Source organism: Nocardia sp. NPDC003726 (assembly GCF_053586955.1).
In genome coordinates, this window is sequence record NZ_JBSFNF010000002.1 from 399,411 (window position 1) to 425,986 (window position 26,576).

Here is a 26,576-nt window from a genome sequence, read left to right on the forward strand (position 1 = left end):
GCCGGGACCGCGCAGGCGGCGGCTCCCGGCGTCTCCGAACCCGCGCGCAAGGAACGCCGCAGGAACTGGTCGTGGCTGCGCGTGACCGGCTCGGTGGGTCCGCTCGGCATCGCCACCGCGGTGCTGTGGCTGAGCATCATCGTGCTGCTGCCGCTGGCGGCGCTCACCGTCACCAGCTTCGAGGACGGATGGTCCGGTTTCTGGGACGCCGTCACCGCGCCCGCCGCGCTGGACTCGCTGCGCATCACCGTGCTGGTCTCGGTGGTGGTCGCGGTGGTCAACGTGGTGATGGGCACGCTGATCGCCTGGGTGCTGGTCCGCGACCGGTTTCCCGGCAAAGGCGTGGTCAACGCGCTGATCGACCTGCCGTTCGCGCTGCCGACCATCGTCGCCAGCATCGTGCTGCTGTCGCTGTACGGTCCGCAGAGCCCGATCGACGTGCACCTCAACGCCACCCAGCCGGGCCTGGTGGTGGCGCTGGCGTTCGTCACGCTGCCGTTCGTGGTGCGTTCGGTGCAGCCGGTGCTGATCGAGGCCGACCGCGAGGTGGAGCAGGCCGCGCTCTCGCTGGGCGCGAACAACTGGACCACTTTCCGCAGGATCGTGCTGCCCGCCCTGACACCCGCGATCATCAGCGGCGGCGGTCTGGCCTTCGCCCGCGCGATCGGCGAATACGGTTCGGTGGTGCTGATCGGGGGCGCGATCCCGCGCAAGACCGAGATGGCCTCCCAGTACATTCAGAAGCAGATCGAGATCGATCGGCCGGTGAACGCGGCGGCCGTTTCGGTCGCGCTGCTGGCCATCTCGTTCGCGACGCTGCTGGCGCTGCGGTTGCTCGCCGAACGCAGCGCGCGCAAGGAGCAGGCGACCCGATGAGAAACAATCGCGCAGCGCTCCCCGGGTCGCCGGGGCGCGGGCTTTCCCCCGGGACGGAGCAGGGCAGATGAAACTGCATCCGCTGACCCGCATCTCGTTGCGGACAGTGGCGCTGGGCTACTTGTTCGTGCTGCTGGTCCTGCCGCTGATCATCATCCTGTGGCGCACGTTCGAGCGGGGGATCGGTGCGTTCGTCGACTCGATCACCACGCCCGCGGCGATCTCGGCGTTCCAGCTGTCCATCCTGATCGTCGCGATCACCGTCCCGGTGAACGTGATCTTCGGCATCGTGACGGCGCTCGCGCTGGTGCGCGGAAAGTTCCCCGGACGCAACCTGGTTCAGGGCATCGTCGACCTGCCGTTCGCGGTCTCGCCCGTGGTGGTCGGCGTCTCGCTGATCCTGCTCTGGGGCGCGGGCGGCTGGTTCGGCGGCCTGGAAGACCTGGGCTTCAAGGTCATCTTCAACCTACCCGGCATGGTGATCGCCACCATTTTCGTCACGCTGCCGTTCGTGGTGCGCGAGGTCGAGCCGGTGCTGCACGAGATCGGCGACGACCAGGAACAGGCCGCGGCCACCCTGGGCGCGTCCAAGTGGCAGACCTTCTGGCGGATCACGCTTCCCGCGATCCGGTGGGGCCTGACCTACGGTGTGGTGCTCACCGTGGCTCGCGCGCTCGGCGAGTTCGGCGCGGTGATCATGGTGTCCTCCGCGCTGCCGGGCAAGTCGCAGACGCTGACGTTGCTCGTGCACGGCCGGTACATCAACGACCACAACACCTTCGGCGCGTATTCCGCCGCGACCTTGCTGATGGGCATCGCCCTCGTCACCCTTCTGCTGATGACCCTCCTCGAACGTAAGCGGGGCGCAAAGTGATCACCGTGACCAACGCGAACAAGAACTACGGCACGTTCGCGGCCCTCGACGACGTCAGCCTGGAGATCCCCTCCGGCGAACTCACCGCGTTGCTCGGCCCGTCGGGTTCGGGCAAGTCGACGCTGCTGCGCTCGATCGCCGGACTCGAGTCGCTCGACTCCGGCGTGGTCACCATCGCGGGCCGCGATGTCACCCGCGTGCCGCCGCAGAAGCGCGACATCGGGTTCGTCTTCCAGCATTACGCGGCGTTCAAGCACATGACCGTGCGCGACAATGTGGCGTTCGGCCTGAAGATCCGCAAGCGCCCGAAGAACGAGATCAACAAGCGCGTCGACGAATTGCTCGGCATCGTCGGCTTGGACGGCTTCCAGCACCGCTACCCGGCCCAGCTGTCGGGTGGTCAGCGCCAGCGCATGGCGCTGGCCCGCGCCCTGGCCGTCGATCCGCAGGTGTTGCTGCTGGACGAGCCGTTCGGCGCGCTGGACGCCAAGGTCCGCGCCGATCTGCGGACCTGGCTGCGCAGGCTGCACGAAGAGGTTCACGTGACCACCGTGCTGGTCACCCACGACCAGGAGGAGGCGCTCGACGTCGCCGACCGGATCGCGGTGATGAACTCCGGCCGCATCGAGCAGATCGGCACTCCGGAGGACGTGTACGACCGGCCTGCCAACGAATTCGTCATGTCGTTCCTCGGCGCGGTGGCCCGGCTCAACGGGCATCTGGTGCGGCCGCACGACATTCGCGTCGGCCGTGACCCCAGCATGGCGCTCGCCGAGCACGAGGGCACCGCCGACTCCGCGGGCGTCACCAGGGCGACGGTCGAGCGCGTGGTGCATCTCGGCTTCGAGGTCCGCGTGGAACTGCGCAACGCCGCGACCGGCGACCTGTTCGCCGCGCAGGTCACCCGCGGCGACGCCGAAGCGCTGCGGCTGTCGGACGGCGAGACGGTCTACGTGCGCGCCACTCGGATCCCGGAACTGCCCGCGCAGTAGGAGTTTCGGGAGCTGATCGACCCGGCCGGCGAAGGAGTGTGGCGCTGAAAGATTGCTGCACTCCCTGACGTTGCTGTGGCCGCTGCCATCCCGCCGCGCTCTGGAAGGGTTCCGGCGGGTGTGCGCTGATGCGCCCGTCATCACGGCGCCAGGACGGACTCGGGAGGCGGTGTGGATGTCCACGGTCGTCTCCTGTCCGCAGACCCACCCGCTCGGCTAATCAGCGGCATCGCGCCGGGCGGAGCTGTCAAGGGGAGTCTCCCCATGTGGAGCGCTAACGCTGGGCGCAATGCGGGCCGGCGGCCGGAATCCGGCAAACTTCCACCGGGCACGATCGATCCCCGCGTGTCGCAAGGAAATCCGACTGGACGGCATGTGTAACACTGGTCGGCCAGGTGAGGGCGTCGAAGATCGCGGGAACGGGTGCGGCGCGGCACAGGCGGCTTGCGGACAATCGGTTGTCCGGGCTTGGCACGAAGATCGCGGAGTGGTTGCCTAAACGGCGTTCGAAGCAAATCGGCACGGCGATCGGGTGGATTGCGATGGCGGTTGGTCTCGGGTTGAGCATCGGTACGGTGAACACGGTTTCGGTTCTCGCGGAGGAAGGTTCGGCCAAGGCTCCGCCGGGGCGACGCAAAACGCAGCGGGCGCAGACGATCACGCGCCGCACCACGCTGACCTTCGACAGCACCGGCGTGGCCAGGGTCGGCATGATTCCACGGCACGGCCGCGCGGTCACCGAATTCGCCGACCTCACGCAGCGTTCCAGTACGTGGGCGCGGGTAGGCAACCGCGCGCTCGCGCCGGCGGATCTCGTCGCCACGGTGGCGAAGTGCATGATCGACGAGGTGCGGCAGGACCGTGCCGACGGGGGAAGCGGTCTCGGCATCGCGGTCACGTATCCGGCTCGCTACGCCGACGAGCAGGTGGACGCGTTGCGTGCCGCGCTGGACGGCGCCGACCTCACGCAGGCCGCGCTGGTGGCCGAGCCCGTGGCAGCGGCGGCCTGGCTGGAGGCCGACCGCGGTCCGCTCACGCCCGGCCTCGCCCTCGTCTACGACCTCGGCGGCGCCGGGCTCGACGTCACGTTGGTCCGGGTGGGGGCGGGTTGTCCGCGCAATCCGATCGTCGGCGTCTCGCTGCGTTCCACCGAATTCGGTGGACGCGCGTTCGGCGCGCTGATCGCCGAGCACGCCGGGCCGGGGCTGTCCGCGTCCTCGGTCGCCGAGTCGGTGGCCGACACGATCGCGGGCGAACTGCGCGTGCGGCATGTCCGGGAGTCGCTCGAACTCGTCTACCGCTGCTTGCGGGTGGCCGACGTCACCATGGCCGATGTCGACCGCGTCCTGGTGGTCGGCGGTGCGGCGCGACCGGCGGAGGTGGCCGAGGTCCTGGCCGCGGAGCTGGCCAGGCCGGTGATCGTCGCCGCCGATCCAGAGCGGACCACCGCGGACGGCGCCGCGATCCTGGGACGCAGAGCGGCGGCCGCGGCGGAGGCGACGGCCGAACTGCGCAGGGTCAGGCGTCGCCGCGTCCGTCGTCGTGCGGCTACGCGGGCGCTGATGCTGTCGCGCCGGACCAGGCGCAGGCTGGGCCGGGTGGTCGTCGTCACCAGTATGTCGGCGGTCTTCGGTTTCGGGACCTCGATCCTGGCGGTCGGTGACGGGGTGCTGGTGAGTTAGCCCCGGCACGGCCTGCGATATGAACAGGGGCCGTCCGGCGGTGCGCGTGATGAGGGCGCGCATCGCCGGACGGCCCTAGCAATTGCTGGGTTGACGTGACTCTCCGTTGGTGTAACTATGGGATACAGTTAAACGGTTCCATCGAGGAGAGGCAGTGACGACGATGTCCGCAGCCGTGACACCAGCCGTCGATCCCGATCTGGAGAAGGCACAGGAGTACGCCGCGAAGCTGCTGCTGCTCTCCGAGGGATCGGTCAACAAGCACTTCGATCCCTTCGAGGACATCGACTGGGACAATCCCGACTTCGCCGCCGACGCCGGTGAGGAGCGCTGGATCCTGCCCGTGTCCGCCGACACCGTGGCCCGCCACCCCTGGTATCAGGCGCTGTCGACCGAGCAGAAGATCGCGGTCGGCAAATACCGGCAGGCGAACATCGCCAAGGTCGGGCTGCAATTCGAGTCGATCCTGATCAGCGGCATGGTCATCCACAACTTCGGCCTGCCCAACGGTTCGCCGGAGTTCCGGTACTGCTCCCACGAGATGATCGAGGAGCACAACCACACCCTGATGTTCCAGGAGATGGTCAACCGGATCGGGCTGGACGTGCCGGGCATGGGCCCGCTGGTCAGCAAGTTCAAGTACCTGGGCGCGCCCGTGGCGGCCTGGTTCCCGAACCTGTTCTTCATGGCCGTGCTGGCCGGTGAGGAGCCGATCGACCACATCCAGAAGCAGATCCTGCGCTCGGGTGAAGAGGTGCACCCGATCATGCGCGGCGTGATGGCCATCCACGTCGCCGAAGAGGCGCGGCACATCTCCTTCGCGCACGAGTTCCTGAAGAACCATGTGCCGGAGGCGAAGCCCGCGCAGAAGTTCATCCTCTCGCTGGCCATGCCGATCGTGATGTGGATCCTCGGCCGCGCGATCGTCACCCCGCCGCGCTCGTTCTTCGCCGAGTTCGACATTCCGGAGAAGGTCCGCAAGGAGCTGTTCTACGGCTCGAAGGAGGCCAAGCAGGTCTTCAGCGACTACTTCTGCGACGTGCGCGCGCTGGCCAAGGACATCGGGCTGATGAACCCGGTCGCGAAGGCGGTGTGGAAGGCGCTCGGCATCGACGGTCCGAGCACCCGGTACCGGTCCGAACCGCTGCGCGCCGCGAACAAGGTCGCCTGAGTCGCATGCCGTACGTCGTCACCCAATCCTGTTGCAGCGACGCGTCCTGCGTCTACGCCTGCCCGGTCAACTGCATCCATCCCACGCCCGACGAACCGGACTTCCGGACCGCCGAGATGTTGTACGTCGACCCGCAGGCGTGCGTGGACTGCGGCGCCTGCGCCACCGCGTGCCCGGTCGACGCCATCGTGTCAGCGAAGAAGCTGACCGCTGAGCAGAAGCCGTTCATCGAGATCAACGCCGATTTCTACCGGCAGGCGCGGCCGCGACCCCTGCTGGCGCGACCGGTGCTCGCGGCGCGGATCCACACCGAGCGCTCGCCGCTGCGGGTGGCGATCGTCGGATCGGGTCCGTCGGCGATGTACGCCGCCGACGAACTGCTGACCCAGCCGGAGGTGTCGGTGACGGTGTTCGACCGGCTGCCGGTGCCCTACGGGCTGGCCAGGCACGGCGTCGCGCCGGACCACGACAAGACCCGCAAGGTCGGCGAGCTGTTCGACGTCATCTCGGCGCAGCCGGGATTCGGCACATACTTGAACGTCGAGGTGGGCGCGCACGTTTCGCACGCCGAGCTGCTCGACCACTTCCACGCCGTGATCTACGCGGTCGGAGCGTCGTCGGATCGCAAGCTCGGCATCCCGGGTGAGGGCTTGGCGGGCAACGTGTCGGCCACCGACTTCGTCGCCTGGTACAACGGCCATCCCGACTACGCCGACCACACCTTCGATCTGTCCGGTAGGCGTGCGGTGATCGTCGGCAACGGCAATGTCGCGCTCGACGTCGCGCGCATGCTCACCAGCGACCCCGCGACGCTCACCGGCACCGACATCGCGCCGTACGCGTTGCGGGCGCTGCGCGAGAGCAAGGTGGAGGAGGTGGTCGTGCTCGGCCGGCGCGGTCCGCTCGAATCCGCCTTCACCGTGCCGGAATTCGTCGGCCTGCTCGGGTGCGACGTGGACATCGTGATCGAGGGCGAGCTGCCCGAACTCGGTGCGGAACTGCCGTTCCATGTCGAACAGAAGCTGCGGCTGCTGCACAGCGCGCGCACCCGGCCGGTGGGGGAGCGCAAACGCATCGTGTTCCGCTATCTGGCCGCGCCCACCGAGATCCTCGGCACCGACCGGGTGACCGGACTGGAAATCGATCGCACCGAGCTGGTCACCGATCCGGACGGCCGCGTTCGCGCCGTCGCCACCGGGCAGACCGATCGGCTCGACGCGGGCCTGGTGCTCACCTCGGTCGGCTACCGCGGCGTCGCGGTGCCGGGTCTGCCGTTCGACGAGCAGGCCGCGGTGATCCCGAACGAGGACGGCCGGGTGCTCGAGCGCCCCGGCGGCGCTGTGGTCACCGGCACCTACGTGACCGGCTGGATCAAGCGCGGCCCCACCGGCTTCATCGGGACCAACAAGTCCTGTGCGCAGGAGACGGTGCGGCAGCTGGCCGCGGACTTCAACGCGGGCCTGCTACCCGAACCAACCGGCAGCGCAGCGGAATTCGATCGCCTGGTGCGGCTGCGCCAGCCCGCGGTCCATGCCGGGGGAGCGGTGCAAGCCCGTCCAGGCAGGGTTCGCCGCTTGCTGGCACGCGCGTGACCGACCCGCCTCGGGATACCACGCCGGTATCCCGAGGCGATCCCATGTCCGGGGTCAGCGTGCGGTGAAGCCGCCGTCGACGGCCAGCGCGGCGCCGGTGACGAAACTCGCTTCCTTGCTGAGCAGATAGGCGCAGAAGGAAGCGATCTCCTCCGGTGCGGCGATGCGGCCCAGCGGGTGCAGCGCCGCGATGGCGGCCACTCCTTCGGGCGTCGCGCCCATCGAGTTGCGGAACGCCGGGGTGTCGACTGCGCCCGACACCAGTGCGTTGACCCGCACCCCCTGGTCGGCGGCTTCCAGCGCCACCGCCCGGGTCAAGCCGACCACTCCGTGCTTGGCGGCCACGTACGGCGCGACCGAACCCATCCCGACCACACCGAGATTCGACGCGTTGTTCAGGATCGCGCCGCCGCCGGAGGCCGCCAGCGCGGGAACCTGGTGCCGTAGACCGTAGAACACGCTGGTGAGGTTGAGTTCCAGATCGGCGCGCCAGCCCGCCTCGTCGATCTGCTCGACCGGGCCGAAGGCGTGCACCGCGCCCGCGTTGTTGAACGCGGCGTCCAGACGGCCGAACTCGGACAGCGCGGCGTCGGTCAGCCGGGCCACATCCTGCTCCACCGTGACATCGGTCGGCACGAACAGCGCGCGGCCGCCCGCCGCGCGGATGTCGGCGGCCACCTGCTCACCCGCGTCTTTCCCGCGCGCGCCGAGCACTACGGCGGCGCCTTCGCTCGCGACCCGCAGCGCGACCGCCTTGCCCACGCCCGAGGTCGCGCCGGTGACCAAGACGACCTGCTCCGCGAACCGTGTTGCCATCGTTCGATTTCCTCTCCGCTCTCGCGATCGCGCCTCCGTGGTGCGACCCGCTGTCGAGTCAAGCCGGAGGGGAACGACGATGCTGGCGAGAATCGGACGTCTAGTTGATGTGTCAATTGAATGTCGCGCGGTGCTGCTGGGCCCAGATGGCCAGGTGCGGCAAGGGTCTGGTTACCTACCGGTAGGTGCCTGTCGCGCGGTGTGATCTCGCGGACGCAAACCGGCGGCCGGTCGGATTTCCGCCTGGAATCCGAGATCGCTGTGTGATTGCGGAAATGCTGGTTCTGCAGTCGGATTCGCGATGTCGAGTGGTATGGACGTGTCAACTGACTCGTATCTACCTGGCATTTCGGACGATTATTGCCGTCGGTCCAACAATCCATATCAATTGCGCATCCACGCGAACGCGAAACAGCTAACCTGTGGTGGCTGTTTGGAAGACGACCGCGGCCACAGGGGAACGCCATGTGATGGACGTGGTCACGGTGCGTTGACGGGATAGCGAATGACTACAGGTCTGGGTTTCAGCATCGGTGCGGTGAATTCCGTGACGGCTTCGGTCAGCGCGGATCGACCACGACCGTCCGTGCGGTCTCGCCGCACCGCGGTGACCTTCGACAGCGCGGGTGGGCTGCGGCTGGGCGGGATCGCCCGATTCGACATGGCGGTCACGGATTTCGCCGATTTGAGCAAGGATCCGGAAGCGGTGATCGTCGGCGGTCGCATCTGGTCGCCGGCCAATCTCGTCGCCGCAGTGGTCAAGGAGCTCAGGGCGGCCGAGCCGGGCGCGTCCGAGGCGGGGGTCGTGACCACCTATCCGGCGGTGTATTCCGACAAACAGGTGGCTTTGCTGCGCCAAGCGCTCGACCTATCCGGGGCGGGGGACGTGCTGCTGGTGCCGGAGCCCGTCGCGGCGGCGGAGTGGCTCGAGCACGAGCACGGCCCGCTGGAGACCGATTTCGTCCTGATCTACGACCTCGGCGGCACCAGCCTCGACGTGAGCATCGTGCGCGTCGGGCCGGACTGGGACAACCATCCGATGATCGGAAAGCCCGTGCGCTCGCACGATTTCGGTGGCCGTCCGCTGGGGTCGATGATCGCCAGGTACGCCCCGGACGTGTCGTCCGCAGGACTGCCGATGACGTCGATCGTCGACATCGACGGGCTGCGCGCCGCGCATGTGCAGGACTCCCTTCACCTGGTCCGCGACTGCGTGCGGGAGGCGGGCATCACCCTGTCCGATATCGGCCGGGTGCTGCTGGTGGGTGGCGCGTCCCGGCCTGCGGAGGTGGCGCGCACGCTGGCCGAACTCGGTCGCCCCGTGCTGATCTCGGCCGATCCGGGCCAGACGATCGCCGCGGGCGCGGCCCTGATGGCGGCGCGCACCATGGCGCTCGGCGCGTCGCACCGCCACTCCGCCGTGCCGCGGGTAGCGGTGTTCTCCAGTGCGGCGGTGGTCTCCGCGGTGGCCATGTCGGCGGTGACGGTCTTCGGCAGCCCCACTGTGCCCGAACTGGCGCCGATGCTCGAGCGTCTTCCGGAACTGGGCGCGCCGGCCGATAACCTGCTGGTCGACGTCGGCAGCGAACAGCTCGCCGAGGCCTGGTCGCGAATATCGGCGCCCGCGACGTGGGCCTCCGGCCGGGCGCTGCCCGCGCTTCTATCCCAACCGACCTCCGCGTATACCCGATTCATCACGCCGGCTCCGCGCAGCGCCGGTTATGGTCCATCGGTGGCCGAGTCCCGGATCGGCACCCACCGCGACCCGCGAAACTGCTGCGCCCCGGGGGGATTGCGCTACCGGGGTTATGGCGATCCCGCCTACTTCGTGAATCCGCTGCCGTTCGGGCCGGTCGTTCTTCCCGCCCCCGGAGAGGTGGCGCAGCCGCCCGTTCCCGGGCAGCCTCCGAATCCTGGTCCCGGGCCGGGTCTGCCCCAGCCGCCCGCGCCGGGACAGATACTCGCTCCCGGCTCGGGCGCGCCGCCGGTGGGGACGCCGGAGGCGGCCGTCCCCGCACCGCAGAACGGTTCGAAGCCCGCGGAGCCGGGTGGGACCGCGCCGGGCGGTCCGTCGACCGGAACGTCCAGCTCGCCGGGCGGCGGCGCGGCGTCGGGCGAGCACAATGCTTCGAGTTCGTCCGGCGCGGCGAACACCGGGGGCTCGTCGTCCGGAGACGGCGAAGGAACGTCCACCGGCGGAACGTCTTCCGAGGGCAGCGCATCGAGCGGTGGTTCGGCGAACGATTCCAGCGCGCACGGACCGTCCGGTGGATCGCCGGGCGGATCGGCCGGTGGATCGCCGGGCGGACCGGCCGGTGGATCGCCGGGGGGCGCGCCCGGGAACTCCACCACGCACGGGTCGTCCTCGGGCGAGTCGGTGGGTAACTCGTCGTCGGAGAGTGGTTCCTCCGCGCACGGTTCGTCTTCGGCTGGGGCGGCGGGCGATTCGCCGTCCCATGGTTCGTCGCCGGGTGCGTCGGCAGGCACTTCGGCGACCGGCGGCTCGGCATCCAATGGGCGTCCGGGCGCGTCGTCGGCGGGCGGCCACGCGGGCGGGAACTCTTCGGGCGCTTCGTCCAGCGGCTCACCGGGCCGGTCCGGTTCGGTCGGCGGGGCGTCGGCGAGCGGGTCGTCCAGGGGCGGCGCGGGAGGCGCCGGAGGCGGAGGCCGCGGTCGATAGCGCCTGCGCTGCGGGCGGTGAATTGTCCGGCGCGGGTGTGCATCCGGCCGCGATGGAATCGACGGCGGACGCGGCGGCCCGGATGCACAATGGATGCATGGCATCCGGGGGTCCCCAGCTGATCGCGCTGGATGTGGACGGCACGCTGCTGGATACGGGAACACCGATCAGTGCGCGAGTGGTCGCGGCGGTGCGCGCGGCCGTGGCCGCGGGGGCGCATGTCGTGGTGACCACGGGCCGCACGCTGCTGACCACACGCCCCGTGCTCACCGAACTCGGTCTGCGCGGGGGACATGCCCTGTGCTCGAACGGCGCCGTGCACATCGACGTCGCCAGGGGCGAACCGGTGGCGATCCAGTCGTTCGACCCCGCGCCCGCGATCACCGCCTTACGCGCGCTGTTCCCGGCGATGATCTTCGCCGTGGAGAAGGTCGGCATCGGCACCTGGGCCACCGGCGCGAGTCCGGGCGAATACTCGCTCGGCGAATACCTGCTCGTCGATCACCACGCGTTGAGCAGCGAACCGACCCCGCGACTGAACGGCTGGCTGCCGGACGGCTCGCTGGAGGAGATGCTGCTCGCGCTGCGCTCCTTGCACGTGCCGGGGGCGAGCTGGGTGCACGGCGAGTTCGGGCCGTGGCTCACCGTCGCCCGTCGAGGCGTGTCGAAGGGCTGGGCGCTGGAACAGCTCCGCGTCGCCCTCGGTATCCCGGACGAAGCGACGCTGGCCATCGGCGACGGCTACAACGATCGGGAAATGCTGCGCTGGGCAGCGCATTCGGTCGCGATGGCGAACGCGCCGACGGACGTGCGCGAACTCGCGGACGAAGTCACCGGCCACGTCTTGGACGACGGCGTCGCCACCGTCCTGGAACGCTGGTTTCGTCCCTGATATCTCTACCGCGCGATGCAGTAGCCGCCGCACGTTTCCGCCAGGGAAGTGGCCCGCTGCCGATTCGGCGATGCCAGGGACCGGCCCGGGGCGGTCGCGGTGGGCGGCAACGAGGACGGCACGGACGGATACCGCCCCTGGTACGCGCGGGCCATCGGGGCTCCGGCCGTAGCGCGCGGCGGGCTGTGCGGCCGGAGGGTCGGGCCGTGTTGTGCGGCCCTGCCGATCAGGCGGGTCCGGTCTCGGCGAGCACCTCGAGGTAGTGCGGGTTGGACATGATGCCGAGAACGTTGCCGAACGGGTCGACCACGGCGGCGGTGACGAATCCGTCCCCGCGCGGGGTGATGGGCTCGTAGACGGTCGCGCCGAGTTCCAGCAACCGGTCGAACGCGGCCCGTACGTCGTCGACATGCCAGTTGACGATCGCGCCGCCGGGGGCGTTGCGCGCTCCCGCGGGGGCGTAGGCGCGGTTCACGATGCCGAATTCGTGCTGATAGTCGCCGATGCGGAACTCGTAGTAACCGTTCGGCACGTGGTAGTAGGGCTCGACGCCGAAGAACCGAGCGTACCAGTCCTTGGCGGCCTCGAGGTCGTCGGCGTAGAACGTGCTCGTCGCCATTCCGCGCAGCATGGTGGTTCTCCTTCGTTCGGTTGTGGTCGTGCACCCATCATCCGAGGCAAAGTGCGCACCGAATGAGCACTTTCAGCGGCAGAATCGTGCCCATGCGAGCGGACAGGTTGGTGGCGATCCTGCTGATGATGCAGACCCGAGGGCGGGTGACGGCCGCGCAGGTCGCGTCGGAGCTGGAGACATCGGTCGCGACCGCCCGCCGTGATCTCGAGGCCCTGTCGGCCGCCGGGGTGCCGGTGTACCCGCAGCCGGGTCGCGGCGGCGGCTGGTCGCTGGTGGGTGGAGCGCGCACCGATCTGAGCGGCCTGACGGCGGGCGAGGCGCGGGCATTGTTCCTCCTGGCCGGCCCCTCGGCGGGCGCGGTGCCGGAGGCCAAGTCGGCGCTGCGCAAGCTGGTCCGTGCGCTGCCGCACACCTTCCGCGGCGAGGCGGAGGCGGCGGCCGACGCCGTGGTGATCGACCCGGCGCGCTGGGGTGCGACCGATCGCGAACTCCCGCCCCTGGTTTCGCGGCTGCAACGCGCTGTGGTGCAGCGCGAGAAGGTACGCCTGCGTTATGCGAACCGGACCGGGGAACGATCCGAGCGTCTGGTCGATCCGTGGGGCCTGGCCGACAAGGACGGTGTCTGGTATCTGATCGCCGGAACCGAACGGGGGCAGCGGACCTTCCGCGTCGATCGGATCTCCGAGGCGTCGCTCACCGGTGAAGCAGCCCAGCGCCCAATGGATTTCGATCTGGCCGACGCTTGGGGCCGGGTGGTGGAGGAGATGGAGCAGCGGCGCGCGACCACCGCCGCCACCGTGTTGATCGCCGAGCGCCTGTTGCCGATCCTGCGCGACCAGCAGGGCCGCAACTGCCTCGTGGACGGACCGGTTCCCGACGGCCGCGTCCAGGTCCGCGTCACCGCTCCCACCGCCTGGATGCTGGCTCAGCAGCTGGCAGGCTGGGGCGGCGCGATCGAGGTCACCGACCCGCCCGAGGTACGCGCCGAACTGGCCCGCCTCGGCGCCGAACTGCTCGAACGATACGGACCGGACCATTCGCCCACCCCGTGACGTGTCCCGCGTAGTGGATACCGGCATCCCGGAGCGTGGGCAGCTGTTTCGAGTCACCGTTCGAACGTGGTGGAGGCAACCGTCGGCGGCGGCCTCCGCCACATCCGGCTCGGTCAGCGTGACACGAGCGCGTGACCGGCCAGGGTGCGCACCATGTCGGAGGCGAGGACGGCGTGACCGCTCATGCTGAAGTGGATGAGGTCGGCGCTCATCAGGTCGGGCCGCAGGCGCAGGGGGTGGTCCCAGAGTTCCAGCAGCAGCGCGTCGTAGCGGGCGGCCAATTCGCGGACCAGGTCGTTGAGCGCGGCCATCCGGTCGCGCATCGGACGCATCGGGGCCATGCGTTCGACTTCCCAGACGTCGGCGAGGGTGAAGGTCACGATCTGCGCTCCGGTGCGGGCCAGCGTCCCGAACAGTGTGTCGAGGTTGGTCCGCAACCCGTCGAGGTCGCCGCCCGGCAGGAACAGGTCGTTGCCGCCGCAGGTGAGATGAACCAGGTCGGGCTGGAATTCGAGCACCGACGGCAACTGTTCGGCGATGACCTGGGCGGATGTCGCGCCGATCCGGCCGGTGTTCAGGTAGGCCAGGTCCGGGCGGACCGAAGTGAGCACCGCCGCGACCCGGTCGGCCCAGCCGACGGGTTCGTACCCCGGGCTCGGATCGCCGACGCCCTGCGCGATGGAATCGCCGAGCACCGCGTAGCGCCGCCACGGGGCGTCGGCGAGCAGACGTCGCTGTTCCGCAGGGGGCAGCAGTAGAGGATCGTTCACTTCGGTGCGAATGTGGTTGTCGCTCACGTGTTTTCCTAGTTGTCCGGTGAAGGGGACGGCGTGCGGGCCGGTAGTGCGGCGAGGCAGGCGGCCACGGCGGCGATGCCGGCGCACACCGCGAAGACGGTGTGGAACGCGCCGAGCGGATCGTCGGGACGTGCCGCGAACACGGCGGCGAGCACGGCCACGCCGAGCGCGCCACCCACCTGCCGAGCTGTGAGATTCATGCCGGTGCCCGCGGCGAACTGCTGCGGCGGGAGGGCGCCCGCCGCCGCGGTGCCCAATACCGTGACGACGAACCCGATGCCGCCACCGCCGAGCACACCGGCCGGAATCCACGCCGACCACAAGGCGGGGGTGGCGCCGAAGGCGTCCGTGCTCATCCACACGGTGCATGCCGCGAACATGAGCGCACCGAGCACGCCGAGCCACCGCCTGGCCGTGGGGGAGCCGACCCGGCCCGCGACGGTCGCCGTCACCATCGACGCGACCGCTCCGATGGTCATCGCGCCCGCGGAGCCGAGCACCGAGTAGTCCCAGATCGCGTCCAGGAACAGCGGTCCCGACAGCAGCCAGGCGAACATGGCCGCGCCGAAGACGAACGACGTGGCGTTGGCCAGCGCGTACGGCTTGCTGCGCCACAGGTCGACGGCGATCGCGGGCTCGTGGTGCCGCGCGGAACGGACGAGGGCGGCAACGACCAGCAGCCCGCCGCCGATCAGAGCGGTCAGCGTCCCCACCGAGGTCCACCCCCAGCGCTGCCCTTCGGTGACGCCCGCCACCAGCCCGCCCAGCCCGAGCGCCACCGCCACGGTGCCGAGCGGATCCGGCAGCGCGCCGCCGGAAAGACGGTCGTCCCGGGCCGGAATGCGCGCCGCAGCGACGATGAGCAACAGGGCCACCGGAACGTTGATGACGAACACCGCCCGTCAGTCGAATCCCTCGACCAGCGCGCCACCGAGCGCGGGACCGACCACCGCGGCGAATCCACCCGCGGCCGACCAGGCCCCGATGGCCGCCCCCATCTTCTCCCGCGGTGTGGCGGCCAGGACCAAGCCGAGTGCGGAGGGCACCATCAGCGCCGCGGTGCCGCCTTGCAGCACCCGGCCCGCGATGAGCCACCCTGCGGTCGGCGCGAGAGCGCACAGCAGGGACGTGACGGCGAAACCGGCGAGCGCGCCGAGGAACAGCCTGCGGCGGCCGAGTGCGTCGGCGAGACGTCCGGCCGGGGTGAGCAATGCGGCGAAGGCGACCGCGTATCCGCTGACGACCCAGGTCAGCGTGGCGGTGGCCGTGCCGGGGTAGTCCCGCGCGATCGAGGGGAAGGCGATATTGACGACCGAGAGGTCGAGGAAGGCGATGAAGGCCGCACCGCAGGCGATCAGCAAGGTGCGCGTGGCCGCGGTCGCGGTCGGTGGGCTGGTGAGCCGCACGGACGCGTCGGTCATGGGAAGTCCTTAGAAGCGTGGGAAACAAAACGCACGATCGTTCGTTCACTTAAAGTACGACCATACGTTCGTATGTGCAACAGCGAAGTGGAAGAATGACCTCATGACCGAGTCCGTTGTCGCGGGTAGCCGGGCGCGCGAGTCCGATCAGCGTCTGGCCAAGGGCGCTCGCGCCCGGGCGTCGATCGCTCGGCGCGCCGCCGACGTGGCCTCCGTCGAGGGCCTCAACGGCATCAGCATCGGCCGCTTGGCCGCGGATCTCGGGGTCAGCAAGAGCGGCATCGCCACCCTCTTCGGCAGCAAGGAGAGTTTGCAGCTGGCGGCGGTGCGGTGCGCGCGGCAGGTCTTCATCGACGAGGTGATCACGCCGAGCCTGAGCGAGCCCGCCGGGCTACCGCGCCTGCGTGCCCTGGTCGAGCGCTGGTTCGGGCAGGTGGCCGACCCGGCGTTTCCCGGCGGGTGCTTCCGCGTCGCGACGCTCGCCGAGTTCGACAGCAGGCCGGGCCCGGTGCGCGACGCCATCGCCGAAGACCGCCGGGACTGGCTGGCGTTTCTGGTCGAGGAGATTCGCCGCGCCCAGGAGCAAGGACATTTCGACGGCAGATCCGCCGACGCCGTCGCCTTCCACTTGGACGCGGTGATCGCCGCCGCGCACACCGCACGGCAGATGGGTGACGAGCCGGGCGTGACCACTGCCCGAGCCATCGTCGACGACCTGCTGCGCTGAGCCGCTACGGCGTTCCGTGGCCGCCGCAGGGACCCGGGGCGCTGTCACCCGGCCGGCGTGGGAAATCAGTGGCTCGATGGGCGCGACGGCGTTGCCGTCGAACCAGGCAGGCAATGGGAATCAGTGTTCTCGACGGCCGCGACGGCGTCGTGATCGACCCGGCGAAATGGCGAGGACGGTGATTACCGGCGCGCTGTCGTGGCGGATCATGCCGACCTCGTCGCAGAAGTGCCAAGCACAGGCGCGCTGGCACATCCGGGGCGAACGGCCGGTTCGTCGACAGTCAGCGGATGCGCAGGTCCGGGTCTCTTGCCTGGCCGCGTATTCGCTCCTGCGCCGTGGCCGGACCGTCAGTCACCCGGCGAGCCGTGAACCAGGTAATCGAGGTAGGAGCCGGGAATCGGGCACATTTCCACGCCTTCGGCGTCCACGATGTGGGGCCGGATGGTGCCGGTGGGGGTGATCTCGGGGCTTTCGATCAGCACCGTCGTCGTGGCCGGAAGGGCGAAGAACTGCACCGCGAAGGGCATGGCGGTGGCCAGTTCGAGCAGCGTGGTGTAGTACGACGCGCGGTGGGCGTGGTCTTCGAAGCACTCCACCGACCAGCCGGAGAACTCCGGGTCGTCGGTTTCGGCGCGGGCCAGTACGAGCACCGGTGATTCGAGCCCGCACGACGAGACGACGGCCTGCTGGTCCTCGCCGGGGAAATCCAGACGATCGGCCAGACCGACACCGGCCGCGACTTCGCGCTGGTACCACACGTCGCGCAGGGTGCGGTCCACCTGCTCGGCCCAGGTCTGGGCATCGGTGCGTTCGGCGAGCCCCAGCGTGCCGTCGGCGCGGCCGCGTACCCGCACGAGATTCCAGCCCACCCGGATCGTCTCGCCGGGTTGGTAGCGGGTGCCCGCCGCGACGGTGGACTCCAGATACGACAGCAGCCAGTTCTCCATTCCCGGCAGCCGCGGCTCGGTGAAGAGGACGGTGAACTCGGGATGTCCGTGGCTGGCGCAGGAGGTGGTGCGGAAGGACTCGGCCATGCCACTGTTCCTAGCACGCGGCGGTGGCGCCGGGACGCTCGCGTCGTCGTCGCGGAATCCGGGGCGGTGTCGCGCGCCCGGGACGCCCGGTCAGGCCGAGAGCGCGCGGGTTTCCGCGATCGCGGCGTGGTAGCGATCGAGGATGACCTCGGTGAGGGCCGGATGCGCGCCGAGCACGTCGGCGTGGACGGCCTCCGGCGCAGCCTGGATGAGGCGATCGGTCAGCAATCCTGGCGCGAGGAACCAGGGAGCGACCAGCACATGGTCCGCGCCGTGAGCGCGCAGTCGCGAAACAGCCTCCGGGACTGCGGGCTCGGTGGTCGCGAAGCAGATTCCGGTGCGCCACCCGGTGCGCGCGGCCAAACGGGCGGCCACCTCGGCGGTCCTGGCGTTGGCCGCCGCCGACGACGATCCGACCGCCGCGACCGCGACGCCGCGACGCCGATCCGAGAGGCCGTGCGCGGCGGCGACGACACGGTCGTGCAGCGCGCCGATCAGTGCGGCGTCCACGCCCAGCACGTCGGCCTGGGTCAGGCGCAAACCGAAATGGCGAGCGCGGGCAGCGGCGAGCAGGCCCGGCAGATCGACCCTGGCATGGAAGGCGCTGCCGAGCAGCAACGGCGTCACCACCGCATGCGTGTGCCCGTCGGCGGCGACGGCATCGACGACCTGTTCCACCGACGGGGCGGTGAGATCGAGGAACGCCGTCCGGACGTCCAGATCCGGCCGGGCGGCGGCGACGGCGTCGACCACCGCCGCGACGGTCGCGGCCGATCGCGGATCGCGGCTGCCGTGGGCCACGGCGATCAGCGCGGGCGGTCCGGCCGGGCTCGTGTCGAGCGCGGGCGGATGGCCGCCGCGGGAAGTCGCGCAGTCCGGACGGCCCGCCGGGGCGATCGCGCCCAGGACCGGCGGGGCGCCGAACGGGACTCGCGACACGGCCATGTCAGGCTCCGGTGCCGACCTCGACGGCGGTCAGCACGTCGCCGACCAGACCGGCCGCCAGCGTGTTGCCGCCCGCCGGATCGATCAGCAGGAAGCTGCCGGTGTGCCGGTTGAGCCGGTAGTCGTCGGCCGCGATCGGCTCGGCGACCCGCACCGAGATGCGCCCGATGTCGTTGAGCTCCAGCGACTCCGGGTTCGGATCGGCCGCCAGGCGCTGTTCGTCGAAACGCTCCAGCAACGTGCCGACGATCGCCTGGGTGGTGCGGGTGCCGTGCTTGAGCAGCAGCCGCGCGCCGGGACGCAGCGGCTTGTCGCCCAGCCAGCACACGGTGGCGTCGAAGGTGTCGATCGGCTCCGGCGCGTCGGTGGCCGAGGCGATGATGTCGCCGCGGGAGATGTCGACCTCGTCGGACAGGATCAGCGTGACGCTGCGGCCTGCCTGCGCCACCGCCAGTTCGCCGTCGGGGGTGTCGATCCGCTCCACGGTCGTGCGGATGCCGGAAGGCAGCACCACGACCTCGTCGCCGGGAGCGACCGCGCCCGCGGCGATCTGTCCGGCGTAGCCGCGGTAGTCCGGGTATTCGGCGGTGCGCGGCCGGATCACGTACTGCACGGGGAACCGCAGGCCCAGCTCGTGGTTGCCGGTGCTGTCGGCGTCGACCGGCACCGATTCCAGGTGCTCGATCAGCGACGGACCGTCGTAGTACGGAGTGTTGTCCGACCGGGTGGCGATGTTGTCGCCGTGCAGCGCCGAGACCGGGATCTCCAGCACGTCCTCACTCGACCAGCCCAGCCTGCTGGTGAGTTCGGTGAACTCCGCGGAGATGGCGGCGAACACGCTCGCGGCGTCGTCGACCAGGTCGATCTTGTTCACCGCCAGCACCAGCTTCGGCACCCCGAGCAGCGCGAGCACGGCCGCGTGCCTGCGGGTCTGCTCGATGACGCCCTTGCGCGCGTCGACGAGCAGGATCACCAGCTGCGCGGTGGACGCGCCGGACACGGTGTTGCGGGTGTACTGCACGTGCCCCGGGGTGTCCGCGAGCACGAAAGAGCGGCGCGGAGTGGCGAAGTAGCGGTAGGCGACATCGATGGTGATGCCCTGCTCGCGTTCCGCGCGCAACCCGTCCACGAGCAGCGAGAGATCCGGGGTGGCGAGACCTTTGTCCACCGACGCGCGGGTGACGGCGTCGATCTGGTCGGCCAGAACGGATTTCGTGTCGTAGAGCAGGCGTCCGACCAGAGTGGACTTGCCGTCGTCGACAGAACCGGCGGTGGCCAGCCTCAATAGGTCGGACATGTCAGAAATAACCCTCTCGTTTGCGGTCTTCCATCGCGGCTTCGGAGACGCGGTCGTCGCCGCGGGTCGCACCACGTTCGGTCAGTCGGGACGCGGCGACCTCGGCGAGGATCGCCTCGTTGTCGGCGGCGTCGGAAAGGACGGCGCCGGTGGAGGATCCGTCGCCGACGGTGCGGTAGCGCACCGATCTGGTCTCCAGCACCTCGCCCTCGCGCGGGCCGCCCCACACGCCAGGCGTCATCCACATGCCGTCGCGCAGGTACACCGGACGCTCGTGCGCGTAATAGATGCTCGCCAGGTCGATGTCCTCGCGGGCGATGTAGCGCCAGATGTCCAGCTCGGTCCAGTTGCTCAGCGGGAACACCCGCACGTGCTCGCCCGGCGCGTGGCGGCCGTTGTACAGATTCCACAGCTCGGGGCGCTGCCGCTTCGGGTCCCACTGGCCGAAGGCGTTGCGCAGCGAGAAGATCCGCTCCTTGGCGCGCGAGCGCTCCTCGTCGCGGCGGCCGCCGCCGAACACGGCGTCGAACCGGTGCTCGCTGATCGCGTCCAGCAGCGGAACGGTCTGCAGCGGGTTGCGGATGCCGTCGGGGCGCTCGCTGAGCCTGCCGTCGGCCAGATAGTCCTCCACCTTCGCCACGTGCAGGCGCAGGCCGTAGCGCTCGACCACCTTGTCCCGGAACTCCAGCACCTCGGGCAGGTTGTGCCCGGTGTCGACGTGCAGCAGCGCGAACGGCAGCGGCGCCGGCCAGAACGCCTTGAGCGCCAGATGCAGCAGCACGGTGGAGTCCTTGCCGCCGGAGAACAGGATCACCGGCCGCTCGAACTCGCCCGCCACCTCGCGGAAGATGTGGATCGCCTCGGATTCCAGCGCGGCGAGAGTGTCGAAATCGGTGATGCCGAGCGAACGTTCGCTTCGAATGGTCTCGGTCATGATTGGTGCAACCCGCATTCGGTCTTGGCGAGGCCGGCCCAACGGCCGCTTCGCGGATCGGATCCCGGCTCCGGCTTCCGTGTGCACGGAGCGCAGCCGATGGACGGATACCCTTCCTCCACCAGAGGATTGACGAGGATGCCGTGCTTTTCGATGTAGTCCTGCATCTCGTCGTCGGACCACGGCGCGATCGGGTTGATCTTCACCAGTCCGAACGCCTCGTCGAACGAGATCAGCGGCGCGTTCGCCCGCGTCGGCGCCTCCACCCTGCGGATGCCCGTGACCCAGGCGTTGTAGCCCGCGAGCGACTTCCGCAACGGGACGACCTTGCGCAACCGGCAGCACTCGTTCGGCTCGCGGGCGAACAGATCCTTGCCCAGCAGCCGGTCCTGTTCGGCCACGGTGTGCTCCGGCTGGACGTTGACCACGTTCACCCCGTACACGGCCTCCACCGCGTCCCTGGTGCCGATGGTCTCCGCGAAGTGGTAGCCGGTGTCCAGGAACAGCACGTCGACGCCGGGGCGCACGCCCGCGGCCAGGTGCACCAGCACGCCGTCCTGCATGTTGGAGGCCACGATGTAGTTCGGGCCGAAGGTGTCCTCTGTCCACCGCAGGAGTTCGGTCGCGGAGGCGCCGTCGAGTTCGGCGGCGCCGCGCGCGGCGATGGCGCGGAGCTCGTCCTCGGACAGCTTTTCCGCGAGTTCGGTTGTCACAATTGATCTCCCGTCGACACTCATCTCAGGTCGGCCTCGTCGGCGCGGACCGCCCACTGGGCGAACCGTTCGCCGTCCGTACGCTGCTTGACGAAGTTGCGCACCACCCGGTCGATGTAGTCGCCGAGTTCGCCGGTGGTGACCTTGTGCTGGCGCAGCTTGCGCCCGAACGCGCTGTCGAAGCCGAGGCTGCCGCCGAGGTGAACCTGGAAGCCCTCCACCTGATTCCCGGCGCCGTCGTCGACCAGCTGGCCCTTGAACCCGATGTCGGCGATCTGCGAGCGCGCGCAGGAGTTCGGGCAGCCGTTGATGTTGATCGTGATCGGGACATCCAGCTGCGCGTTGATATCCGCCAGCCGTTCCTCCAGCTCCGGCACCAGCGCCTGGGAGCGCTTGCGCGTCTCGGCGAAGGACAGCTTGCAGAACTCGATGCCGGTGCAGGCCATCAGGTTGCGCCGCCACAGTGAGGGCCGCGCCTGCAGCCCGAGCGGTTCGAGCTCGTCGATCAGCGCGTCGACCCGGTCGTCGGGCACGTCGAGCACGATCAGTTTCTGGTACGGGGTGAACCGGACGCGATCGGAGCCGATCCGCTCCACCGCGTCGGCGACCTTGGTCAGGACGGTGCCCGACACCCGGCCCGCGATGGGGGAGAAGCCGACGGCGTTGAGCCCGTTGCGCAGCCGCTGCACGCCGACGTGGTCGATCGGCTTGGTCGGCTGCTCGGGCGCGGGACCGTCGATGAGCTTGCGCTTCAGGTACTCGTCTTCCAGCACCTGGCGGAACTTCTCGATGCCCCAGTCCTTGATCAGGAACTTCAGGCGCGCCTTGGTGCGCAGGCGGCGGTAGCCGTAGTCGCGGAAGATCGACACGACGGCTTCCCACACATCCGGCACCTCCTCCAGCGGCACCCACACGCCCACCCGCTTGGCGAGCATCGGGTTCGTGGACAGGCCGCCGCCGACCCACAGGTCCAGGCCGGGGCCGTGCTCGGGATGCACGACGCCGATGAACGCCACGTCGTTGATCTCGTGCACCACGTCCTGCTGGCCGGAGATGGCGGTCTTGAACTTGCGCGGCAGGTTGGAGTACTCCTTCTTGCCGATGTAGCGGCGCACGATCTCCTCGATCGCGGGAGTCGGGTCGATGACCTCGTTCAGCGACTCGCCCGCCAGCGGGGACCCGAGCACAACGCGCGGGCAGTCGCCGCACGCCTCGGTGGTCTTCAGGCCGACCGCCTCGATCCGCTTCCAGATCTCGGGGACGTTCTCCACCTCGATCCAGTGGTACTGCACGTTCTCCCGGTCGGACAGGTCCGCGGTGTCCCTGGCGAACTCGGTGGAGATCTGGCCGAGCGTGCGCAGCTGCGCGAGGTTCAGCGCGCCGCCGTCGCAGCGGACGCGCATCATGAAGTACTTGGCCTCGAGCAGGTCGATGTTCTCGTCACCGGTCCAGCTGCCGTCGTAGCCCTGCTCGCGCTGGGTGTACAGGCCCCACCAGCGGAACCGGCCGCGCAGGTCGCCCTTGTCGATGCCGTCGAAGCCGGTCTTGGCGTAGATGTTCTCGATCCTGGCCCGGACGTTGAGCGGGTTGTCGTCCTTCTTGGACTGCTCGTTCGGGTTCAGCGGCTCGCGGTAACCCAGCGCCCACTGACCCTCGGCCTTGCGGCGCACGGGCTTGCCGGTGCGCGCGCGCGGTCCGGTCGTGGTCGCCTCCGGACGCGGCCGATCCGGGCGCACCCGGCGTTCGGAGGCCGGGCGCACGCGGCGCTCCGGCTGGGATTCGGGCGTGGGCTGATCGGTCGGACCGGCGTCGGTGCTCGACGTCATGGGGTCGCTCCTGCGGGGTGGGTGGTACATCCTGCTGAGGGCGCGAGGGGCTGACTCACGCCTGCGGTGTCAGCGGGCCGATGAAGTCGGGATCGCCGGGGACCCGGGATCTGGCGCGCTGAGCTACCGGAGAGAACCGGGCAGACAGCAGGCGCTACAGACGCGCTTGTAATCGACGTGGCGACGGGCCACCAGTCGAATCTCCAAAGCGCGCATGCGGCCTATTGTGCCACGTCAGCGATGGCCTTCCGACCCCGTGTCCAGTATTTCCCGCGATTCAGCGGGAAATCCCCTGGACGCTCGACCCAGTTTGTGACGGCAGTCATAGTTCCCGGGCCGAACCAGGCGCGTGATACGGCCACCGCGCCGGGTGTGATGCTGCGCACCGCGCTTGACCTCGAGTGAAGTGGAGGTTGCACGCTCGGTGCCATGAGTACCGCAGCTGCCGACACCACCGCCGAACTCGAAGCCATCCGCGCGGTGGTCGCGAGCGTGCAACACGCCCAGCGCAACGAGCTGGTCGACGAATTCGTCGCGCTGTTCCGCGCGGACGCGATCTGGACCACCGGGCACGGCCACCGCCTCTACGGACGGGCGGCAATCGCCGAGTTCACCGCCCGCGTGCTGCCGGGGGCCACCGCGCACGGCACGGCGACCTACGAGGTGGAGCACGTGCTGTTCATCCGCCCGGACGTGGCGGCGGTGAAGGTGCGCCAGCGCTATTTCACCGCCGACGGCGTGCTGGACAGCGAAGGCAGCCCGATGTACGTCATGTCCAAGGAGGACGGCCGGTGGTTGCTCACGGCGAACCAGAACACCCCGGTCGTGGCCGACTGAACCCGATCACCGCCGGCCTGTGCCCGACGCTCGGCCGCCGCGCTCCGAATGGACGTCGCGTTCGGTGAGCCTGGGGGTCTCGTGCGTAGCGGAGTCCCGGGCGTCGGCGCGGTCGCGGCGACGTTCACACTGGACAGGTGAGTTCTTCCGCCGCCGCCACCGCGAGCACCGACACCACCACCCCGGTGCTACGCGACTTCGGCGACGGCCCGTTCGGGATCTACGTGCACGTGCCGTTCTGCGCCACCCGGTGCGGTTACTGCGACTTCAACACCTACACCGCGGGCGAACTCGGCAGCTCGGCCTCGCCGCAGTCGTGGCTGACGGCGTTGCGCGGGGAACTGGCTACCGCGGCCACGCAGTTCGCGGCGCTGCCCACCGCGACACCGGAAGTGTCCACCGTCTTCGTCGGCGGCGGCACGCCCTCGCTGCTCGGCGGTGACGGGCTCGCCGCCGTGCTGGACGCCGTGCGCGCCGAGTTCACCCTCGCCGCCGGGGCGGAGGTCACCACGGAGTCCAATCCCGAATCCACCTCGCCGGAATTCTTCGAGCGCATCCGCGCCGCCGGGTTCACCAGGGTGTCGCTCGGCATGCAGTCCGCCGCGGCCCACGTGCTGAAGGTGCTCGACCGCACGCACACCCCCGGCCGCGCGGTGGCCGCAGCGCTGGAGGCGCGGGCGGCGGGATTCGAGCACGTCAACCTCGATCTGATCTACGGGACGCCGGGCGAGCGCGACGCCGATCTGGACGCCAGCCTGGACGCGGTGCTCGGCGCGGGCGTCGATCACGTCTCGGCCTATTCGCTGATCGTGGAGGACGGCACCGCGCTGGCCCGGCGGGTGCGCCGCGGCGAGTTGCCCGCGCCCGACGACGACGTGCTCGCCGCCCGCTACGAGCGCATCGACGCGCGACTGCGCGCGGCGGGATTCGGCTGGTACGAGGTGTCCAACTGGGCCATTGGCGACGCGGCGGTCTGCAGGCACAACCTCGGCTACTGGGACGGCGGCGACTGGCTCGGCGCGGGGCCGGGCGCCCACAGTCACGTCGGCGGCGTGCGGTGGTGGAACGTGAAGCACCCCGCCCGGTACGCCGATCGCGTCGGCGGGGGCGGGCTGCCCGCCGCGGGCTGGGAGGCGCTGAGCGCGGACGAGCGATACACCGAGCGGGTCATGCTGGCCGTCCGGCTGCGCACCGGCCTGCCGCTGGCGGAGCTGGACGCCTCCGCGCTCGCCGCCGTCGAGCGCGTGGTCGCCGACGGCCTCGCCCTGCGCACCCCGGACGACCGGCTCGTGCTCACCGACCGCGGCCGTCTGCTCGCCGACGGTGTCGTCCGCGACCTGCTCGACTGATACACGAGTGGCACATGACGGAGCCCGATCGCGAGTGACCCTCGACCATGCGCCGGATCACGGTCCGGGCAAGGCGGTGGAGTTTATGTCTCGTTCGAGTAACACGGCGACCACCGGCCGCGTAGTCTGCGACCAACCCCCCAAGGAGACTCATGGCCTCGGCACCACACTTCACCCTCATCCATGAACCGGGCGAGTTCGCGGAGGCGCGAGCAGCGGAGAAGGCGCAGAACGCGCGCCAGTGCGCCGTCGCCGCCCGCACCGTCGCCAGCTACGCGGAGAACGCCGCGGACTGCGAGTCGCTGCTGGCGATGCTCGGTCTCGACGCCCTCGCGGGCAAGCAGGCGAAGGCCTGCGACTGACCGTTACGGCTCGTCCCGGCCCAGGGCGCTGCTGCGCCATTCCCGGGGTGAGAGCCCATAGGCGGCGCGAAAGCGCCGGGCGAAATGCGACGGATCGCGGAAGCCCCAGCGGCGCGCGATCATCGCGATCGTCCGGTGCTTGTGGTCCGGCCGGGTGAGTTCGCCGCGCACCTGCTCCAGCCGCTGGCCGATGATCCACTGTTCGAGGCGGTAGTCGGTGTTCGCGCAGATCTTGTAGAGCTGCCGGACCGACATGTTGTGCGCCTTGGCGATCCGGTCCGCCCCGAGCTCGGGATCGGCCAGGTTGCGCCGGACGTAAGCGCGGATCCGGGACAGCAGGACGTCGGACGGCACGACGGAACCGTTGCCGTCGTCCGCGCCCGCCGACAACAGCAGTCCCCGGATCAGCTCGATGCTGGCGCAGCCCGACAGCGCCGCCGCAGGGTCGGCGCTGAGCGCGTCGGCGTCGGCGGTCAGCTGGACGATGTGGTTGGCCACCAGCCGGTAGTGCGGGCTGTCCTGCACCCTGGCCGCGGCCTGACCGATCAGATCGGCGGGCAGGCCGAGTTGATCGAGCGGTACCCGTAGGCAGGTCGACGCGCCGTCGCCGCGCCAACCGAAGTCATAGGGCGCGTTCAGGTCCATGACGTGCAGATCGCCGGGTCGCAGGACGCGCAGGACGCCGCCCTGCTCGCACCGTCCGTCGCCCGCCTGCTGCACCGCGACCGCCAGCACCGGCGCGGGGGAGGCCCGCACCTGCTTCGGCGTCCGGATCAGCTGGATGCCCGAGGTGCTGGCGCGCACGACGCTCGCCGCGCCGAACCGCCACACGTCGAAGGTGGCGTGCACACGTTCGTCCGGCCCGTCCAGCACGACATGGGACGGGACCGATGTCTCCTGCGCCGCCGCGGCCACCGCGGCCGCCCGCTCGTGCGGCGCGATGGTGTCCGAATCGAACACGACCGTCATCACAGCCTCCGTCGCAAATGAGACAGATTCGGCAATCCTCGCACGGAACCTGCCGACGGGGCCGTGCATTCTGAGCCGAAGATCGTGCACGCACAGTCGCT

At 69.9% G+C, this 26,576-nt stretch carries 26 protein-coding genes; 13 read left to right on the forward strand and 13 right to left on the reverse strand.

Annotation, left to right across the window (positions count from 1 at the left end; genetic code table 11):
* Positions 1–75: 75 nt before the first annotated feature.
* From cysT to ACWDMM_RS04315, 6 genes are all read left to right on the forward strand, one after another.
* Complete coding sequence (gene cysT, locus ACWDMM_RS04290; protein WP_195077922.1) at positions 76–876, forward strand: sulfate ABC transporter permease subunit CysT; 801 nt, start codon at positions 76–78, stop codon at positions 874–876.
* A 67-nt stretch (positions 877–943) separates the two neighbouring features.
* Positions 944–1,750: a sulfate ABC transporter permease subunit CysW gene (cysW, locus tag ACWDMM_RS04295; RefSeq protein ID WP_195077588.1), complete on the forward strand. Its 807-nt coding sequence runs from the start codon at positions 944–946 to the stop codon at positions 1,748–1,750.
* Positions 1,747–2,742: a sulfate/molybdate ABC transporter ATP-binding protein gene (locus ACWDMM_RS04300; RefSeq protein ID WP_195077589.1), complete on the forward strand. Its 996-nt coding sequence runs from the start codon at positions 1,747–1,749 to the stop codon at positions 2,740–2,742. The genes cysW and ACWDMM_RS04300 overlap by 4 nt, the downstream gene beginning before the upstream one ends.
* A 575-nt stretch (positions 2,743–3,317) precedes the next feature.
* On the forward strand, positions 3,318–4,424 hold the full coding sequence (locus ACWDMM_RS04305; RefSeq protein WP_449935898.1) for an Hsp70 family protein: 1,107 nt from the start codon (positions 3,318–3,320) through the stop codon (positions 4,422–4,424).
* Between the two features lie 163 nt (positions 4,425–4,587).
* Positions 4,588–5,595, forward strand: coding sequence for an AurF N-oxygenase family protein (locus ACWDMM_RS04310; RefSeq protein ID WP_357104734.1), 1,008 nt, complete (start codon positions 4,588–4,590; stop codon positions 5,593–5,595).
* A 5-nt stretch (positions 5,596–5,600) separates the two neighbouring features.
* Positions 5,601–7,187: an FAD-dependent oxidoreductase gene (locus ACWDMM_RS04315; protein ID WP_449935901.1), complete on the forward strand. Its 1,587-nt coding sequence runs from the start codon at positions 5,601–5,603 to the stop codon at positions 7,185–7,187.
* A 54-nt stretch (positions 7,188–7,241) separates the two neighbouring features.
* Here ACWDMM_RS04315 and ACWDMM_RS04320 read toward each other — a convergent pair whose 3' ends face one another.
* On the reverse strand, positions 7,242–8,003 hold the full coding sequence (locus ACWDMM_RS04320; protein ID WP_357104588.1) for an SDR family NAD(P)-dependent oxidoreductase: 762 nt from the start codon (positions 8,001–8,003) through the stop codon (positions 7,242–7,244).
* Positions 8,004–8,508: 505 nt separating this feature from the next.
* Here ACWDMM_RS04320 and ACWDMM_RS04325 point away from each other — a divergent pair.
* Entirely contained in the window at positions 8,509–10,683 is a 2,175-nt protein-coding gene (locus ACWDMM_RS04325; RefSeq protein WP_357205155.1) for an Hsp70 family protein, read from the forward strand.
* A gap of 97 nt (positions 10,684–10,780) precedes the next feature.
* Positions 10,781–11,575: an HAD family hydrolase gene (locus ACWDMM_RS04330; RefSeq protein WP_357104594.1), complete on the forward strand. Its 795-nt coding sequence runs from the start codon at positions 10,781–10,783 to the stop codon at positions 11,573–11,575.
* Between the two features lie 226 nt (positions 11,576–11,801).
* On the opposite strand, the gene ACWDMM_RS04335 is transcribed toward ACWDMM_RS04330, so the two are convergent.
* The gene (locus ACWDMM_RS04335) at positions 11,802–12,206 is read right to left on the reverse strand and encodes a VOC family protein (protein WP_357104597.1); all 405 of its coding nucleotides are present in this window, start codon (positions 12,204–12,206) and stop codon (positions 11,802–11,804) included.
* Positions 12,207–12,298: 92 nt separating this feature from the next.
* Between ACWDMM_RS04335 and ACWDMM_RS04340 the strand changes: the two genes are divergently transcribed.
* On the forward strand, positions 12,299–13,261 hold the full coding sequence (locus ACWDMM_RS04340; protein WP_449935905.1) for a helix-turn-helix transcriptional regulator: 963 nt from the start codon (positions 12,299–12,301) through the stop codon (positions 13,259–13,261).
* Between the two features lie 113 nt (positions 13,262–13,374).
* On the opposite strand, the gene ACWDMM_RS04345 is transcribed toward ACWDMM_RS04340, so the two are convergent.
* Genes ACWDMM_RS04345 through ACWDMM_RS04355 form a run of 3 tightly spaced genes read right to left on the reverse strand, consistent with a single transcriptional unit; the run spans position 13,375 to position 15,479 of the window.
* A complete protein-coding gene (locus ACWDMM_RS04345) occupies positions 13,375–14,058 on the reverse strand; it encodes an SGNH/GDSL hydrolase family protein (RefSeq protein ID WP_195077597.1) in 684 nt (227 codons plus the stop codon).
* Between the two features lie 8 nt (positions 14,059–14,066).
* Positions 14,067–14,954, reverse strand: a complete 888-nt coding sequence (locus tag ACWDMM_RS04350; protein WP_449935908.1) for a hypothetical protein — start codon at positions 14,952–14,954, stop codon at positions 14,067–14,069.
* Positions 14,955–14,960: 6 nt separating this feature from the next.
* Positions 14,961–15,479, reverse strand: a complete 519-nt coding sequence (locus ACWDMM_RS04355) for an MFS transporter (RefSeq protein WP_449935910.1) — start codon at positions 15,477–15,479, stop codon at positions 14,961–14,963.
* 103 nt (positions 15,480–15,582) lie between these two features.
* On the opposite strand from ACWDMM_RS04355, the gene ACWDMM_RS04360 reads away from it, so the two are divergent.
* On the forward strand, positions 15,583–16,206 hold the full coding sequence (locus tag ACWDMM_RS04360) for a TetR/AcrR family transcriptional regulator (RefSeq protein ID WP_195077599.1): 624 nt from the start codon (positions 15,583–15,585) through the stop codon (positions 16,204–16,206).
* Positions 16,207–16,556: 350 nt separating this feature from the next.
* Here ACWDMM_RS04360 and ACWDMM_RS04365 read toward each other — a convergent pair whose 3' ends face one another.
* The 7 genes from ACWDMM_RS04365 to ACWDMM_RS04395 form a co-directional block, all read right to left on the reverse strand.
* Positions 16,557–17,243, reverse strand: coding sequence for a hypothetical protein (locus ACWDMM_RS04365; RefSeq protein ID WP_195077600.1), 687 nt, complete (start codon positions 17,241–17,243; stop codon positions 16,557–16,559).
* A 90-nt stretch (positions 17,244–17,333) separates the two neighbouring features.
* Positions 17,334–18,188, reverse strand: coding sequence for a sirohydrochlorin chelatase (locus ACWDMM_RS04370; RefSeq protein WP_449935914.1), 855 nt, complete (start codon positions 18,186–18,188; stop codon positions 17,334–17,336).
* Between the two features lies 1 nt (position 18,189).
* Positions 18,190–19,485 carry a sulfate adenylyltransferase subunit 1 gene (locus tag ACWDMM_RS04375; protein WP_195077602.1) on the reverse strand — a complete coding sequence of 432 codons (1,296 nt, stop codon included), beginning with the start codon at positions 19,483–19,485 and terminating at the stop codon, positions 18,190–18,192.
* Between the two features lies 1 nt (position 19,486).
* Positions 19,487–20,419 carry a sulfate adenylyltransferase subunit CysD gene (cysD, locus tag ACWDMM_RS04380; RefSeq protein ID WP_357205165.1) on the reverse strand — a complete coding sequence of 311 codons (933 nt, stop codon included), beginning with the start codon at positions 20,417–20,419 and terminating at the stop codon, positions 19,487–19,489.
* Complete coding sequence (locus tag ACWDMM_RS04385) at positions 20,416–21,156, reverse strand: phosphoadenylyl-sulfate reductase (protein WP_195077604.1); 741 nt, start codon at positions 21,154–21,156, stop codon at positions 20,416–20,418. The genes cysD and ACWDMM_RS04385 overlap by 4 nt, the downstream gene beginning before the upstream one ends.
* Entirely contained in the window at positions 21,153–22,958 is a 1,806-nt protein-coding gene (locus ACWDMM_RS04390; RefSeq protein ID WP_357104612.1) for a nitrite/sulfite reductase, read from the reverse strand. Before ACWDMM_RS04390 ends, ACWDMM_RS04385 begins: the two co-directional genes overlap by 4 nt.
* A gap of 123 nt (positions 22,959–23,081) precedes the next feature.
* On the reverse strand, positions 23,082–23,174 hold the full coding sequence (locus ACWDMM_RS04395; RefSeq protein WP_350356343.1) for an Ms4527A family Cys-rich leader peptide: 93 nt from the start codon (positions 23,172–23,174) through the stop codon (positions 23,082–23,084).
* 213 nt (positions 23,175–23,387) lie between these two features.
* On the opposite strand from ACWDMM_RS04395, the gene ACWDMM_RS04400 reads away from it, so the two are divergent.
* The 3 genes from ACWDMM_RS04400 (at position 23,388) to ACWDMM_RS04410 (ending at position 25,506) form a co-directional block, all read left to right on the forward strand.
* Entirely contained in the window at positions 23,388–23,795 is a 408-nt protein-coding gene (locus ACWDMM_RS04400; protein WP_357205168.1) for an SgcJ/EcaC family oxidoreductase, read from the forward strand.
* Positions 23,796–23,980: 185 nt separating this feature from the next.
* Complete coding sequence (gene hemW, locus ACWDMM_RS04405; protein ID WP_323123956.1) at positions 23,981–25,144, forward strand: radical SAM family heme chaperone HemW; 1,164 nt, start codon at positions 23,981–23,983, stop codon at positions 25,142–25,144.
* A 152-nt stretch (positions 25,145–25,296) separates the two neighbouring features.
* Positions 25,297–25,506 (forward strand): hypothetical protein, encoded by a 210-nt coding sequence (locus ACWDMM_RS04410; RefSeq protein WP_195077607.1) that lies wholly within the window; start codon positions 25,297–25,299, stop codon positions 25,504–25,506.
* Positions 25,507–25,509: 3 nt separating this feature from the next.
* On the opposite strand, the gene ACWDMM_RS04415 is transcribed toward ACWDMM_RS04410, so the two are convergent.
* Positions 25,510–26,475, reverse strand: a complete 966-nt coding sequence (locus ACWDMM_RS04415) for an AraC-like ligand-binding domain-containing protein (RefSeq protein WP_449935920.1) — start codon at positions 26,473–26,475, stop codon at positions 25,510–25,512.
* Between the last annotated feature and the right edge of the window lie 101 nt (positions 26,476–26,576).